Below are 14,457 nucleotides of genomic sequence, written 5' to 3' on the forward strand. Positions count from 1 at the left end.
GGGCCCGCCACCCATGGCGGGCCCGTTCTCCCCTTCCTCCACGCCTCAGCGCGCCGCTGACGTCCAGTCGGGGTCGCTGACATCTCGCAGTACCCCGCCATACCCCTGGTAGAGGTTGCCCTCGGGCAGCAACTGCGCCGTGGCCAGTTGCCGGTGCAGGCCGCCCAGGTGGTAGAACGGCACACGCACATAGAGGTGATGCTCGATGTGGTAGTGGATGGCGTGGGGGCCGAACAGGAAGGTCTGCACGCTGGGCCGCACGATGCTGCGGGCGTTGCGGCTCTGGTCGGCGGCAGCCGGCAGGCCGGCATGCTCCATGATGGCTCGCACCCGGCCCAGCAAGGGCAGCAGGGTAATCGCCGGCAACAGCCACAACCCCAGGTACAGCCAGGGGTGGCCGCTCCAGGCCAGCAGGCCGAACAGCAGGCCGTTGCTGACCAGCATGGACAGCACTTCCGCCAGGGCCTGGCGCGGCGACTTGTCGACCCGGGGCATGATCGCGCGGTAGTCACCCCGGGCGAACCTCAAGGCACTGATGAAGTAGCCCGCCCCGCACAGGTCCGCCAGCAGGCGCAGGGCCAGCTTGCCCCGGGGCAAGGGGTAATCCCCCAGGCCGAAGACCGCCACCACCGGGTCGTCATGCTCCATCGGATGCAGGTGATGCTTGAGGTGGCCGGCGCGGTAGGTGCAGAGGGACAGGAACAGCGGGCCGGCGGCCAGCCACTGGCCCAGCCGATCATTGGCTTTCTGCCCGCGCAGCAGCAGGCCGTGGGCGCTCTCGTGCATCAGCACCGCCAGCGCCAACTGGCTGCGGGCGATCAGCAGCGCGGCCAGCAGGTAGATGACGGGGTGCGGCCAGAGCGCGGCGCAGGCGAATGCGGCGGCGATCAGCCCCCAGTCGGCCAGCAGCGCCAGGCCACCGATCCAGGGCTTGAGCAGGAACAGCCCGGCGTCGGGGGCAAAGGCACGCAGGGCCCGATTCTCTCCGGCACGGGGTTCAGGCTGGGACACGGGCAGGGTTTCCTTGTCGTTGGGTGGCCAGGGCACAGGCCAGGGCCAGGAACAGGCCGCCCGCCACATCGATCAGCGTGTGCTGCTTGAGGGTCAGGGTCGAGAGGCAGATCAGCAGGCCGATGACAGCGCTCAGCTCTTTGCAAGGGCGGCGCCAGAGCGCGCGACAGGCCAGGCAGGTCACTGCCACATGCAGGCTGGGAAAACCGTTGCAGGCCAGGTCCAGCTGCCACATCCGGCCCAGCCGCTGTTGCAGGAAGCCATTGTCGAGGGCGGCGATATCCGGCCTCGGCACATATTCGGGGAACAGCCAGAAGCACAGCAGCCCAACGGCGAAGGCCATGCCGGTGGCGTTGCGCAGGGCCCTGAAGCCCTCCTGGCTGGCATAGGCCGCCGCCAGCAGCACAAAGGGAAAGAACAGCACATAGACGAACCAGGACTGGGCGATAAAGGGGATCAGCTCATCCAATGGCGTGACCCAGTTGTAGCGCGGCGTCACCAGGCGCTGCAGCCCCATGAACGCGCCCAGCCCCAACAGCAGGGCGAACACCGCAGCCAGGGCCTGCCGAAGGTTGGCGGCGGCTATCAGGCGCTGCAAGGTGCCGGTCATGGCTGCTGGCCCGGTGCGGGCATGGAGCGGTGACGACTCACGGCCGCGCCCTCACAAGCCGAGCAAGCGGCCGGCCCAGGCATCGATCCGTGCCTGGGCCCGCTGGTTGCCCGAGATCACGTCGGGCGCTGGCGCCGCCGCGCTCAACTGCCGCGCCGCCTCGGCCACCTGACGGCGAAAATCGGCAGGGTCGCCGCGCCAGGTCACCACCCGGTGCAGCAACTGCAATTGCCGGGCCCGGGCGGCGTTGCTGGTCTGTTCCGGCTGGTCGCTCACCACCAGGATGATCGGCCGCTGGTAGACCCGGGCGATGGACAGCGCCGCCATGCCCGGTGCCGAGACCAGGAGTTGCGCCCGGGCAGCGCGGCTGGCCCAGAGCGGATCGACCTGCAGCCAGCCGCTGCGCCCGGCATAACCCTCGCCCACGCGGTGAGCGTCCAGGCCCGCATCTTCCAGGCCACGGCTCAAGGCATCGGCCAGGTCGGGCTCACGAAAATGCGGGTTGAGGTACACCGCGGCGCCCACGGCGGCCTGTTCCGGCAAGGCTTCGGCCAGGGCCACCGGGGTCGGCAGGCGATACAGTGCCGGGGCCTGGGTATCGTCGACTTCATAGGCGAAATCGTGCTCGATGCGCGCCCGCGCCGTATCGATCTGGCGCCCGACAATCCAGCCGAACAGGCGCCCGAACTGGCGCGGCCACATGCCGGCAAAGTTGTTCAGCAGCGCCACCTTGAGGCTGGCCCCGTACACGTGCACCACCTGGCGCCGCCAGCCCGGGAGCATGCCCATGTAGAGCAGCGCCGGGTGGAAGGAATCGTTGATCACCAGGTCCACGCCGCGCAGCCGGCGCCGCAGTTGGAGGATGTCCCGCAGCATGCGCCCGGGGCGGAACAGGTAGTGGGCGACATTGCGGTTGGTGGCCTGGCGCAGCATGTTCTGCTGGCTGTCGAACTGCACCGCGTAATGCAGCGAGAGAATCTGCGCCGCAATGCCGAAGCGCTGCAGGAAGTCCTGCCCCTGCTGCGAGGTGGTCAGCACCTCGACCTCGGCCCCGGCCGCACGCAAGGCATGTACCAGCAGTTGGGCGCGCATCAGGTGCCCGCGGGCATCGGCGGTCGCCAGGTAAAGAATCCGTGCACTCATCGCCCCACTCGGCCCCGACCACCGAGCAGCCAGCCGGCACCATACATCGCCAGGGCACCGGTCACGCCAAAGCTCGCATCGACGCGGCGAATGTCCTTGAGCAGGCGCGCCAGATGGCCCGCCTCATGGGGCGCCACGATGCGCCGCAAGGTGTTCTGGCACAGGCGCACGTGGGCTTTCTCGTCGGCCAGCACCCGCGCCAGCAGCGGATACAAGCCATGCCCGGCATCCAGCACCGCACAATGGCGGGTCAATACCCGCTCGGCCATCTGCTCGGCACACAGCCCGGTGGCATAGGCTGGCACCAGCAGGCCCTGTTCGAAATGCCCCGCATAACGACGGGCCAGGCGCTGCCAGCGCTGGATCTTGCGCCGGCTCAGCCAGTCCGGCTCCAGGCGGGCTTGAGCGTCGTCGCCCCGCTCGCGCAGGGCCTCGGCAAACAGGGTCACGTGGCGCTGCTCATCGGCCAGGTGCTGTGCTACCTGCCGTTCGAGCCAGGGTGGCGACTGCGGCAACAACTCATCGAGCAACGCACGCTCGGTGGCGTCTTCACCGGCCAGGTACATGCGCAACAGCAGGCGTTCGCCTCGCGGGCTGCGGTGCAGGCGCAACAAGGCGGCGCGTTTGATGCGGTCCACCAGCCGCGCCTGCAGCGCCCCCAGGCCCTGGGGCCGGGGCATGCTCAGGCAGTCGAAGTTGGCCTCGCCGGCAACCGCTTGCCCCGCATTCATTGCACGGGCTGCGCGGCGCTGGCGGTGGCCGTCCTGGCCCCGTGCGAATGGCGCTGCCAGGCCAGGATCAGGCCGATAAAGCTGTCACGCATGAAGGCCATGCCGCTGGCCGCAGCGCCGGGAAAGCTCTCCTCCTGGCCGTTGTAGCGCAGGTAACCCTGGCCGTTGACCGCACCCAGCTCCAGGCTGTCGCCCTTGTTCAAGCCCCGCTGACGCACCTCCCTGAGCAACGGGCTGTCCTCCAGCGCAAAGACAAACAGCTGGCGCTGTACCACCCACAGCGGGATCTGCCCGCTCAGGGCCTGCAGGTCGAGGTTCCAGGTGCCCTGCTGCAGCACCTGCTCCAGCGTTTCGCTGCCCGGCTGCCTGGCACTGAAGCTGGCACGCATCAGCGACTTCGACACTCGGCCGACGCCCAGGCCGATGGTGATGTCGCCCGCTGTCGGGTGCTGCGCATCGCTGGGGCGCACCACCACGAAATAACTGGCCAGGCGCGCCGCGATCGACGGCTGGGCCAATACGTTGCGCGCCTGTTCGGGGCTGAACAGCACGCGCTCACGGGTGCCTTCACGGACGCTGATCTGATAGGGATCGAGGCTGATGTCACGGAACTTGCCACGCACCGGTGCGTGCACATAGGTATCGGATTTCCACACCTTGCCCGAACGGCGCAGCAGCACCTGCAGGCTCAGGGGCACACGCTGGCCGTCGCTGGCGATGCCGCTGCCGTGCAGCAGAATGTCGCCGATCACGGTCTTGCTGTCGTGGTTGCTGTCGGCGTCGATGACGATGGCATGGGTTTGCCGGTCGACACTGACCCGCGCATCACTCACGTCCAGGGCGATGCGGTTGCAGTCGAGGTTGCTGGAGGCGAACGTGGCGCAGCCACTGTCCGAAGCGAAGTGGTACACCCCGCGACCGGCGAACTCGCTGGGAGCGGCCTGGGTCTGGCCACCGAGTGCCAGCAAGGCCAGGCACGCCAGGGAACGGCCGAATGAGGCAAGAGAAGGGTTCTGCATGGGGACTTCCTCTGGGCACGCGAACGGCGTGCGACGATACGGCGCGACGCGGATCAATCCAGGTTGCGGTGGTAGGACAACGCTTCACTGTGCCGGGCACTGGAGCGGCCGATGGACAGCCCGCAGCCACGCACCACGGCGCCGGCAGTGTCGAGCAACGAGATGGCAGTGACCATGGCCATGGCCCCCAGGCGCCGGGCTCCGTGCAGGGGCGGCAGGTCCTGGTGGTTGAGGGCCCGCAGGCTGTAGCCCAGGCGCCCGACCATCACGCACAAAGGCCCCAGCGGCCCACTGCGCCCGAGCCATTGCAGCCAGCCCGGCAGGTAGGCGCGCACCAGGTACGGGGTCAGGCCGACGCTGTCGCCGCCCCTGAGCCAGCGCAGCTTGAACACCTCGCCCTGGCTGTCGGGCAGCCGGTGCTCGGTGTGTGCCGCCGGCGCATAGGCCACCGCCACCCCCGCCGCTTGCAGGCGCAGGCCCATGACCTGGCAATGGGCGCGATAGATGCCATCCAGGGGCTCGTAGCGATACTTCTCGAAGGTGGCACAGCGAAAAGCCACGTTGTTGGCGTAGAAGTTACGCGTGGCGCCGTGGCGCAAGGGGCTGGGGAAATACATGAAGTCGATGGCGGTCAGTGCGCTGCCGGCGACGCTCGGCGCGTAGCTGGTGCGCCCGGCCACCGCCACGGGCGCCTCGGGTTGCACAAAGGGCAGCAGCAACTCTTCCAGCCAATGGGCATCGGGCAGGCAGTCGGCATCGGCGAATACCACGTACTGGCAGCGCGCCTGGTCGACGCCATCGAAACCGACATTCTTGGCATCGTAGTAACCGGTGCCGGCATCGATCTCGATGAACTCCAGCGCACAGCCGGCCAGGGTGCACAGCGCCTGGCGCGCCTCAAGGTCGAGGCCGTCATGGGTGATGATCCACTGGGCAAAAGCCTGGGGCGCCAGACTTTGCAGGGCCAGCCGGGCAATCAATCGCTGGAGGCTGCTCAAGGCTTCGCCTGCATTCTTGCCGCCGCGCAGATTGTTGGTTTCCAACACCAGTGCGGTCTGGGCAGCAATCCCTTGCAGGCGCGTGAACAGGTCATCGCCGGGAGGCAACTGCGACATCCTGATTGTCGTTTCTTGGCTATCCATTTCGCAGTGTCTCTGAAAAAAGCAGGGCCGCCCGGGGGCGTGACGGGCGCAATCACAGCATTATTCCGAGGATTATTCAAACACCGGCTGCGTCGGCTGTGATGCCCCGCGCAATCGCTTCTGGCCACCCATGTCATCCGCCAGGTAAGCCGCTGTCTGGCATCGCTGCAACGATTGAGGCTCTGACGGCAGAACTCGCTCCCCCCCTAGAAGCGCGCCGCCAGCTGCTGATACAGCGCCATGGGCAAGCTGATTCCTTCTATTTGCGCCCGGGCCCAGGCCTGCTGCTTGGCCTGCCCCGGAGGGTGAACCCCCAGGGTGGCCAGGCGCTGCATCTGCCGCGCCAGTCGAGCCTCGAACTGCTCGTCGAGCAGGTGCGGGGCGATGGCGATCACCAGCAGGCCCGAACCCGGCGATTGTGCGCCGCTTCGAAAATCGGGCGCATCCAGCGACCAGTTGCCCCCGGCGACACCGCCGGCGAGCACTTCGACCAGCAAGGCGATGTTGGCCCCGCGACTGCCGCCGAACGCCAGCAAGGCACCGTGCATGGCCTCCCGGGCACTCAGGGTGGCTGCGCCCTGGGCATCCACTGCCCAGCCTTCGGGGATCGCCTCCCCGGCCTCGGCCGCCTTGAGGAGGTTGACGAAGGCCGTGGCGCTGCTGGCCTGGTCGATCAGCAGCAGGCGCCCGTCGCCGCAGGGAGCGGCGAAGGCCAGGGGGTTGGTGGAATAGATCGGCTGGCGCTGGCCGGCCACGGTCAACAGCGCCGGGCCGTTGCAAAACGCCAATGCCACCAGGCCTTCGGCGGCCAGGCGCCGGGTGTAGTAGCCCAGCTCGCCACAGGTAAACCCGTTGTGCAGGGCAAACAGGCTGATTCCCAACTGCCGGGCGCTGTCACACACAGCGCCAAAGGCCTGATCGAACCCCAGTTGCGCAATGCCCGCGCGCGCATCGCAACGGATCATCGCCGGGGCTACCTGGGTGATCAGTGGCTTGGACAAGCCCGCTATGCGCCCGCTGGCAAACCCGTGCAGGTAATCGGCCAGATGCTCGAAACCCACACTGGCCAGGCCATGACCCTGGGCCGATACCGTGGCCTCGGCCAGAGCCTGGGCCACTTCCTGGCTGCTGCCCGCCTGCAGGCAGCAGCGCCGGGCAAGATCCCTGGCCTCTGCCAGCGACAGACACTTGAACGCTGCACTCTCTTGCATCGATTGCTCCCTGACGCTGCTGCACAACCGCCCTGACCACCGGGCCCGGGGCTGCGGGTCATTCCACCAGGCGTGGCGCCCCCACGTTGGCGGCTTGTTTATCCAGGCCGAACGAGCCGAGTATCTCGGCAATTTCGCCAGAAGCATGCAAGGCCTGGATGTTTTCATTGAGCGCCTCACTCAGCGCCGTATTGGCCTTGGTGTGGGGAAAACTGGTCTGCCCCGGCTCCAGGGTAGCCTTAACCCGCGGGTCGGGCTCCGAGACCTTGATGCTCATGCCCCGGTAGGCACCCTTCTGCTGCGAAGCCACACCCACCGCAAAGCTGTCGATGCCCAGCGCAATCCGCTTGGCCGCCAGGTCCTGGGCCATGGCCACCGGGTTGGGGTAGAGCACCAGATTGTCGCCAAAGGCCTTTTTCAAGTCGTCGACCCACAGGTAGCCCTGCACCGTGCCGATGCGCTGGCCTTCGAGCTCGGAAATTTTCGAATAGCCCTCGCTGGAAATGATCCCCATCACGTCCAGGTACAGCGGCGCGGTCAGACCCAGGACCTTGCTGCGCTCGGCGGTACGGTACCAGTCGCCGATGCCGACGTCGGCCCGCCGTGCGATCACCGACTGGACCACCGCCGCCGGGTCCACCACTGTCAGCTTGATATCCAGGCACTCCCTGGCAGCGATGCGCTTGATGATTTCACCATCGACCCCGCTCAACTGGTTGCCCGGCCCGGGAATCGAGTACGGTGGGAAGACCCAGGCCGCGACGCTCAACACCCCCGGAGTCAGGGTTTCAAACGAGTGGGCCGGCTTGCAGTCGGCCAGAGCCTGGGGGGCACCGAGCAGCACCGAACCTCCCGCCAGGGAGGAACAAAGGAACGCCCAACGAACAATGCGTTTGAATGAACGGATCATGGCTTCACCTGTGCATGGGTTGCATTAAGAGAATGGCAGCCGAAAGACGGCTCGAGCAGGTCATGCGTGCTGGCTGGGGGCCAGTTTTTTCTCCAGCGCCGCCACACCCAGGGTCGCGGGCGCACACACAGCGGCATACATCAGGCCGGCCAGGGTCAGCACCGGCATGTACTCGAAGGTGGATGAACCGATGGCCGAGGCGCGGCTGACGATCTCCGGGAGCGCGATGGTGAAACACAACGACGCGGCCTGGAACATCATGATCGAGAACCCCAGCAACGACGGCAGAGCCACCCGCAACGCCTGGGGCAAGATGATGAAACGCAGTGCATCGAAGCGGTTCAGGCCGATCACCTCGGCCGCCTCGTTCTGCCCCTGGGCCACCGCCTCGATGCCGCCACGAATGATCTCGCTGGTGTAGGCCGCAGTGCAGTAGGCCAGCGCCAGGGCTGCCGCCCAAAAAGAACTCAGGGTCAGGCCCGCCGAAGGCAGGCCGAAATAGAAGTACTGCAACAGGATCAACGCCGGCGCGCCACGCCCCAGCTCGACAATCAGCAACGAGGGGTAGCGCACTGCCCGGCGGGGCGCCGACACACCCAGCGCCAGCAACAACCCAAGGACCACCCCCAGTGCCAGGCTGGCAGCGGTGACCTGAATTGACAGCACAAAGCCCTTCCACAGCTCGGGAAACCAGGCCAGCCACATCGTCAGGATCTCGTTCATCGGGCAATCCTCTGCTTCAGGGTGGCCGACAGCCAGCGCGAGAACAGCGCCACCGGTACGCTGAGAATCAGGTAGACCAGCGCCGCCACGCTGTACACCTCCAGCCCTTGAAAGGTTTGCTGGGACATCTGGTACGCCTGGAAGCTGACGTCACCGACACCGATGGTCGAGGCCACGGCTGAGTCCTTGAGCAAGCCAATGGCATAGGTGGCCGAGGTGGGAATGGCGATGCGCACCAGTTGCGGCAGCATCACATCGAAAAAGCGCTGGGGCGCCGACAGATTGAGCACCTGCGCCGCCTCGTACTGCCCCTGGGGGATCGCCGCAAAGGCACCGCGATACACCTCCGACATATGCGCCGCGGTGATCAGCCCCAGGCCCAGCACCGCGGCAGCGAACGGCGACAAGGCGATGTAGCCGCCTCCGATGCCGAAGAAGATGAAGAACAGCCAGACGATGGGCGGTATCGAACGCAGGGTCAGCACCAGGATCGCCGCCAGCCAGCGACACAGCTTCAGGTTCGACAAACGCAGGGCACAGAGTGGAAAGCCCAGCACCACGCCGATGCAGAAAGCGCCCAGGGTCACGCTCAGGGTCCAGGGCACGCCGCGCAACAGGACCAGCAGAATATCCGCCATCAGCGATTCCTCACGGCCTGGAGAAACTGCGCCACCCGCGCGTGCTGCGGCTCGCGCATAACCTGGGCGCTGGGCCCCTGCTCGATGATCCGCCCTTCGGCCATCACCACCACCCGGTCGGACACCGTCTCGGCAAAGTGCATCTCGTGGGTCACCACCAGCATCGACATGCCCTCGCGCGCCAGCTCCTTCATCACCGCCAGCACTTCCAGGCCCAGCTCGGGGTCCAGGGCCGAGGTCGGCTCATCGAACAGCATCAGCTCCGGATCCAGCGCCAGGGCCCGGGCGATGGCGATGCGTTGCTGCTGGCCGCCGGAGCAGCGCGCCGGATAGGCGTTGGCCTTGTCCGCGAGCCCCACCCGGTCCAGCAACTGCAAAGAGCGGGCGTCAGCTTCCTCGGCGCTGCGGCCGAGGGTGCGGACCTGCGCCAGGCTGACGTTGCGCAGCACCGTAAGGTGCGGAAACAGGTTGAACGACTGGAACACCATGCCGATGCGCCGGCGCAGATTGAGCAGCTCGCTCCGGGGCAGCGGGCGCCCGGCTTCGATAGCCACCCCGCCCATGCTGACCCTCCCCCGGGTCGCGGGCTCCAGTTGGTTGATGCAACGCAGCAAGGTGCTTTTACCCGAGCCGCTGGGGCCGATGATCGCCACCACCTCACCCTTGGCCATCTCGAAACACACGTCGTGCAATACGGGGTAAGGCCCGAATTGCTTATGGATCGCCTCCAGTCGCAGGAAAGGTTCGGCGCTGGGTACCGGGGGCGGCGCCAGGGGGCTGGCGTTTTCGATCACGGTCATGCTGCTCATTGTTTTTCTCCGGACAGGGTAGACGCCGTGCCTGCAAGAATCAGGCAACAACCACTGCTATCGATCGCAGTCGACTAACGGGGTACGGGAAAGCTTGACCGCTCCAGCAGCGGTAATCAGCACCTGCTCTTCGAGCTTCACGCCTTCATGGCCGCCCCGCTCGCCGATGTAGCTCTCCACCGAGAGCACCATGTTTTCCTCGAAGTGGCCGTCATAGCCCCACTCGGCAAAGTCCACCGCGTAGGCCACGCTGGGGTACTCATCGACCAGGCCCACACCGTGCAGCATCATCATGTAGCGGTTGTGCTCGAACTGCCTGGGCACCGGCCAGCAGCCCTCGGCGAACTCGCGAAACGACAGCCCCGGGCGCAGCAGGTCGAGATTGAAACTGATTTGCTGCGAGGCGATGTCCAGCAGGTCGCGCTGGGCCGCCGTCGGCGCCTTGCCGGGGCAGATGAAGCTGCGGGAGATGTCCGAGAGATAACCGCCCGGGCCCACCATGTCGGTGTCGAAACAGACCATCTCCCCGGCCGCGATGAGCTTGTCCGAAGCGTCCTGGAACCAGGGGTTGGTGCGCGGCCCGGAGTTCAGCAGGCGGCTCTCGGCCCACTCCCCGCCCTGGGCCACGTTGGTCCCGTGCATGATGCTCCACAGCTGGTTTTCGGTGATGCCCGGCACCAGGCTGGCGCGCATGCGGGCAATCGCCAGGTCGCACACATCCATCGACACCCGGTGGCTGGCAATCTCCTGCACCGACTTGATCAGCCGCGCCTGCTCCATCAGCGGCTGGGCATCGAACAGCTGGATGCCCCTGGCCTTGAGCTTTTCCGCACCCCAGGGGTCGCAGCGGTCCACTGCCAGGCGACGATTGCCGGCGCCATGCCGGGTCAGCAGGTCGGCCACCTCCAGGGCCCAGCGTTCGGCCTTCTCCTCGACCCGTGGGCCGGCCAGGAAATACAGCCAGGGGATCGCCGGGCGAATTTCATCGATGGTCTCGATGTGCTCACTGTTGTGCCGGCTGCTGTCGAACTCGAACAGCACCACCGGGCCATCGGTGGCCACGAATACGTAACGGCTAGGGGAATGCATCACCCACAGGCCGAGGTTATTGGTATCGGTGGCGTAGCGGATATTGATCGGGTCGGCCAGCAGCACGCCGGCGTAATCCTGCTTGCGCAGTTGCTGGCGAATGCGCTCCAGGCGGTACTGGCGCAGCGCCGGCCGGTCGATCGCGGCATAGGCCGCCAGCAGGCCGTGGTCCACCGGGGCCAGGGCATGGCCGGTGACGCTGACATCACTGCGATAGTGCAGGGGGCTTGGGGGAACGACATTGAGCAGCTCGGTGAAATCGGTATCCGTGTGCATGCAACAACCTCCGCTGGGAAGAGTTTGAGGTTTATCAAAACCAGTCAGACCAACGTTCGGGGCAGTGACTTGACGCTAGGGAAACGGATGACGGCTGTCTTTCTTATTGTGCAAAACAGGGCGCAAGCAGTGGCTAGAGGTCCTTGACCAGGCGCAGTGCGTCGTAAATGGCCGCGTGGGTATTGCGCGATGACACTGCATCGCCGATCCGGAACAACTGGAAACGCCCCTGAGGGTTGGTCACCAGGTTTTGCGCGGTGCCGGCAATCAGGTCCTTGTACTCCACGGCGCCTTCGTTGGTGGCCATGGGCTGCAGCTCGAAATACAGCTCGTCCAGGGGCCGGGTGCCGTGGTTGACCACGATCTGGTCCACCAGTCGGGTTTTCTCCAGGTCGCTGTAGTCGGTGCCGATGGTCGCCAGCAACTGCTCGCCCTGGCGCTCCACGGCCTTGAGCCGGTAAGTGACGGTAAAGGTGGTGTCCAACTGCTGCAGCGAGCGCATGTAAGGCACCAGGTTCATGCCCATCACCTCCGGCGCGAACGAGCGGTCGGGGGTCATGATCTCGGTCCTGGCGCCGCTGCGGGCGATGAACTCGGCAGCCTGCAAACCTGCGTGATCGCCGGCATCGTCGTACACCAGCACATTGCGCCCAGGCTTCACGTCGCCGGAGATGATGTCCCAGCTCGACACCAGCCACTGGTTGCCGCTGTGCAGGACTTCGGTATGGGGCAAGCCGCCGGTGGCGACGATCACCACGTCGGGGTTTTCATCGAGGACCATCGCCGCATCGGCCCAGGTGTTGAAACGAAACTTCACCCCCAGGCGCTCGCACTGCGCCATGCGCCAATCGATGATGCTGATCATCTCCTTGCGCCGCTCGGACTGCGCGGTCAGGCGCACCTGTCCGCCGGGCTGGTCGGCCACTTCCAGCACCAGCACTTCATGCCCGCGCTCACCGGCGACCCGCGCCGCCTCCAGGCCACCGGGGCCGGCGCCGATGATCAGGACCTTGCGCGGGTGCGCGGCCTTGGGCACCTCGTGGGGCATGCTGGTTTCGCGGCCAGTGGCGGCATTGTGAATGCAGTAGGCGGCGCCGGCGTTGTAGATCCGGTCCAGGCAATAATTGGCGCCGACACAGGGGCGGATTTCATCTTCTCGGTTCTCGATGATCTTGCGCACGATGTGCGGGTCGGTCATGTGCGCACGGGTCATGCCCACCATGTCCACCAGGCCCGAGGCAATCGCGTGGCGGGCGGTGGCGACATCGGGGATCTTCGCCGCATGGAAGGTGGGGAAACCGGTCAGGGCACGAATCTCCCCGGCAAAGTCCAGGTGCGGTGCATTGCGCATGCCCTGGATCGGGATGATGTCGGTCAACCCGGCATCGGTGGCGATATTGCCGCGAATCACGTTGAGAAAATCGACCATGCCGCTGTCTTTCAACAGCTGCGAGATGTGCAGCCCCTCCTCTTTCTCAAGGCCGCCGGCCAGCACCTCATCGCCGGTGTAGCGGATGCCGACGATAAACTCCGGGCCCACCCGCTGGCGAATCGCACTCAGCACCTCGAAGGTAAACCGCAGGCGGTTGTGCAATGAACCGCCGTAGGCGCCCTCCAGCTCGTTGGTCAATGGCGACCAGAACTGGTCCATCAGGTGGCCGTAGGCCTGCAGTTCGATACCATCCAGGCCGGCGGCCTGCATGCGTTCGGCGGCGTCGGCGTAATCGCGGATGATGCGTTCGATATCCCAGATTTCCAGCTTCTTGGGAAAGGCTCGGTGTGCCGGCTCCTGATTGTGCGAAGGCGACACCACCGGCAGCCAATCGCCCTTGTCCCAGCGGGTGCGGCGCCCCAGGTGGGTGAGCTGGATCATCACCGCCGCGCCATGCTCGTGGCATTCGTCGGTGAGGTCCTTCATCCAGCCGACCACTTCGTCCTTGTACGCCAGGATGTTGTTGAACACCGGTGGGCTATCGCGGGAGATCGCCGCCGAGCCTGCAGTCATGGTCATGGCCACGCCGGCCTTGGCGCGCTCGACGTGGTAGGCCCGGTACAATTTCTTCGGCATGCCCTCTTCGGGGTACGCCGGCTCGTGGGAGGTGGTGATAATGCGGTTGCGAAGTGTCAGGTGCTTGAGGCGATAGGGCTGAAGAAGCGGATCGTTATTCATATCGGTCTCGCATACTGGTCATCAGGCAAGGCAGACGATAGACCTCAATGTACACCAGTGTCAATGACGCTGACAGTGGTGTACATTCGCCCCGTCAAGGTTAAACGGACAAGGAAAAAATGCCCCATGAAAGCAACCAGCAACAATGTGGAAGCTGCCGGCCGCGGCTCTCTGGAAAGCTGGCTCAACGCGGCCTATGAGAGCCTCAAGGAATCGGGAGTGGATGCGGTGCGGGTGATGCCGCTGGCGAAGAAACTCAACCTGTCGCGCACCAGTTTCTACTGGTATTTCCAGGACCGCGAAGCCCTGCTCGAAGCCCTGGTTAATCTGTGGAAGAACAAGAACACCTTGAGCCTGGTGTCACAGTCCGAGGCCTATGCCGAATCCATCACCGAGGCGATTCTCAACGTCTTCGACTGCTGGCTGAACAGCGAATTGTTCGATTCACAGTTCGAGTTCGCCATGCGCAGCTGGGCCCTGCAATCCCCCGAAGTGGCGCACGAGATCCGCCAGGCCGATGCACAGCGGGTGCAGGCCCTGGCACAGATGTTCGACCGTTTCGGTTTCGCCCATGACGCCGCCGTCACCCGCGCGCGCTCGATCTACCTGACCCAGATCGGCTACATCAGCATGAACACCCAGGAACCGATGGCGCAGCGCATGCGCTACATCCCCGAGTACTTGAAGATCTTCACCGGCGTGGAGCCCCTGCCCCGGGAGCTGGACCGGTTCTTCCAGCGCAACGGTTTTTCAGCGGCCGAGCTTTAGAACTGAGGCGGGCCGCCGCTTGGCCCGCCGGCGTTGCTCAATACCTCGTTCAGCCTGGGCCGGTTCGGCCGGGGGCTGAACAATCTCGACCAGGCATCCCGATAACGCCCACCAACCCCGTGTAAAAAACCACGCCTGCACGCATTGACAAGGCAGAGGCAAAAACTCAACATGCCAGCACTTGTAGGACAACCAACAACCAACAAC

Annotated in this window: 14 protein-coding genes; 1 reads left to right on the forward strand and 13 read right to left on the reverse strand. The window is 65.6% G+C overall.

Features of this window, described 5'->3' with window-relative positions:
• Positions 1 to 45: 45 nt before the first annotated feature.
• The 13 genes from KI242_RS18570 to KI242_RS18630 all read right to left on the reverse strand — a co-directional run bounded on the left by KI242_RS18570 (position 46) and on the right by KI242_RS18630 (position 13,482).
• Positions 46 to 1,011: a fatty acid desaturase family protein gene (locus KI242_RS18570; protein WP_123430578.1), complete on the reverse strand. Its 966-nt coding sequence runs from the start codon at positions 1,009 to 1,011 to the stop codon at positions 46 to 48.
• On the reverse strand, positions 998 to 1,621 hold the full coding sequence (locus KI242_RS18575) for a phosphatase PAP2 family protein (RefSeq protein WP_053152341.1): 624 nt from the start codon (positions 1,619 to 1,621) through the stop codon (positions 998 to 1,000). Before KI242_RS18575 ends, KI242_RS18570 begins: the two co-directional genes overlap by 14 nt.
• Before the next feature lie 51 nt (positions 1,622 to 1,672).
• On the reverse strand, positions 1,673 to 2,764 hold the full coding sequence (locus KI242_RS18580; protein ID WP_212805422.1) for a hypothetical protein: 1,092 nt from the start codon (positions 2,762 to 2,764) through the stop codon (positions 1,673 to 1,675).
• On the reverse strand, positions 2,761 to 3,495 hold the full coding sequence (locus tag KI242_RS18585) for a hypothetical protein (protein ID WP_212805423.1): 735 nt from the start codon (positions 3,493 to 3,495) through the stop codon (positions 2,761 to 2,763). Before KI242_RS18585 ends, KI242_RS18580 begins: the two co-directional genes overlap by 4 nt.
• Entirely contained in the window at positions 3,492 to 4,514 is a 1,023-nt protein-coding gene (locus tag KI242_RS18590) for a hypothetical protein (protein ID WP_212805424.1), read from the reverse strand. Before KI242_RS18590 ends, KI242_RS18585 begins: the two co-directional genes overlap by 4 nt.
• A gap of 53 nt (positions 4,515 to 4,567) precedes the next feature.
• A complete protein-coding gene (locus KI242_RS18595; protein WP_041752324.1) occupies positions 4,568 to 5,629 on the reverse strand; it encodes a glycosyltransferase family 2 protein in 1,062 nt (353 codons plus the stop codon).
• Between the two features lie 233 nt (positions 5,630 to 5,862).
• A complete protein-coding gene (locus KI242_RS18600; protein WP_015636001.1) occupies positions 5,863 to 6,867 on the reverse strand; it encodes an Ldh family oxidoreductase in 1,005 nt (334 codons plus the stop codon).
• Between the two features lie 58 nt (positions 6,868 to 6,925).
• Complete coding sequence (locus KI242_RS18605; protein ID WP_015636002.1) at positions 6,926 to 7,777, reverse strand: transporter substrate-binding domain-containing protein; 852 nt, start codon at positions 7,775 to 7,777, stop codon at positions 6,926 to 6,928.
• 60 nt (positions 7,778 to 7,837) lie between these two features.
• Positions 7,838 to 8,500 (reverse strand): amino acid ABC transporter permease, encoded by a 663-nt coding sequence (locus KI242_RS18610; RefSeq protein ID WP_015636003.1) that lies wholly within the window; start codon positions 8,498 to 8,500, stop codon positions 7,838 to 7,840.
• The gene (locus KI242_RS18615; RefSeq protein ID WP_011061829.1) at positions 8,497 to 9,138 is read right to left on the reverse strand and encodes an amino acid ABC transporter permease; all 642 of its coding nucleotides are present in this window, start codon (positions 9,136 to 9,138) and stop codon (positions 8,497 to 8,499) included. The genes KI242_RS18610 and KI242_RS18615 overlap by 4 nt, the downstream gene beginning before the upstream one ends.
• On the reverse strand, positions 9,138 to 9,947 hold the full coding sequence (locus tag KI242_RS18620) for an amino acid ABC transporter ATP-binding protein (RefSeq protein WP_011061830.1): 810 nt from the start codon (positions 9,945 to 9,947) through the stop codon (positions 9,138 to 9,140). The genes KI242_RS18615 and KI242_RS18620 overlap by 1 nt, the downstream gene beginning before the upstream one ends.
• Before the next feature lie 57 nt (positions 9,948 to 10,004).
• The gene (locus KI242_RS18625) at positions 10,005 to 11,312 is read right to left on the reverse strand and encodes a Xaa-Pro peptidase family protein (RefSeq protein ID WP_015636004.1); all 1,308 of its coding nucleotides are present in this window, start codon (positions 11,310 to 11,312) and stop codon (positions 10,005 to 10,007) included.
• Between the two features lie 133 nt (positions 11,313 to 11,445).
• Complete coding sequence (locus tag KI242_RS18630; RefSeq protein WP_011061832.1) at positions 11,446 to 13,482, reverse strand: NADH:flavin oxidoreductase; 2,037 nt, start codon at positions 13,480 to 13,482, stop codon at positions 11,446 to 11,448.
• A 126-nt stretch (positions 13,483 to 13,608) separates the two neighbouring features.
• Between KI242_RS18630 and KI242_RS18635 the strand changes: the two genes are divergently transcribed.
• The gene (locus KI242_RS18635; protein ID WP_011061833.1) at positions 13,609 to 14,250 is read left to right on the forward strand and encodes a TetR/AcrR family transcriptional regulator; all 642 of its coding nucleotides are present in this window, start codon (positions 13,609 to 13,611) and stop codon (positions 14,248 to 14,250) included.
• Positions 14,251 to 14,457 lie beyond the last annotated feature (207 nt).

It is taken from the genome of Pseudomonas sp. Eqa60, assembly GCF_018326405.1.
GTDB classification, from domain to species: Bacteria; Pseudomonadota; Gammaproteobacteria; order Pseudomonadales; family Pseudomonadaceae; genus Aquipseudomonas; species Aquipseudomonas protegens.

Coding starts and splice junctions, on each gene's coding strand:
- KI242_RS18580 (WP_212805422.1), bottom strand. CDS start 2,764: ATGAGTGCACGGATTCTTTACCTGGCGACCGCCGATGCCCGCGGGCAC.
- KI242_RS18585 (WP_212805423.1), bottom strand. CDS start 3,495: ATGAATGCGGGGCAAGCGGTTGCCGGCGAGGCCAACTTCGACTGCCTG.
- KI242_RS18595 (WP_041752324.1), bottom strand. CDS start 5,629: ATGTCGCAGTTGCCTCCCGGCGATGACCTGTTCACGCGCCTGCAAGGG.
- KI242_RS18635 (WP_011061833.1), top strand. CDS start 13,609: ATGAAAGCAACCAGCAACAATGTGGAAGCTGCCGGCCGCGGCTCTCTG.
- KI242_RS18575 (WP_053152341.1), bottom strand. CDS start 1,621: ATGACCGGCACCTTGCAGCGCCTGATAGCCGCCGCCAACCTTCGGCAG.
- KI242_RS18610 (WP_015636003.1), bottom strand. CDS start 8,500: ATGAACGAGATCCTGACGATGTGGCTGGCCTGGTTTCCCGAGCTGTGG.
- KI242_RS18615 (WP_011061829.1), bottom strand. CDS start 9,138: ATGGCGGATATTCTGCTGGTCCTGTTGCGCGGCGTGCCCTGGACCCTG.
- KI242_RS18600 (WP_015636001.1), bottom strand. CDS start 6,867: ATGCAAGAGAGTGCAGCGTTCAAGTGTCTGTCGCTGGCAGAGGCCAGG.
- KI242_RS18605 (WP_015636002.1), bottom strand. CDS start 7,777: ATGATCCGTTCATTCAAACGCATTGTTCGTTGGGCGTTCCTTTGTTCC.
- KI242_RS18625 (WP_015636004.1), bottom strand. CDS start 11,312: ATGCACACGGATACCGATTTCACCGAGCTGCTCAATGTCGTTCCCCCA.
- KI242_RS18590 (WP_212805424.1), bottom strand. CDS start 4,514: ATGCAGAACCCTTCTCTTGCCTCATTCGGCCGTTCCCTGGCGTGCCTG.
- KI242_RS18620 (WP_011061830.1), bottom strand. CDS start 9,947: ATGAGCAGCATGACCGTGATCGAAAACGCCAGCCCCCTGGCGCCGCCC.
- KI242_RS18630 (WP_011061832.1), bottom strand. CDS start 13,482: ATGAATAACGATCCGCTTCTTCAGCCCTATCGCCTCAAGCACCTGACA.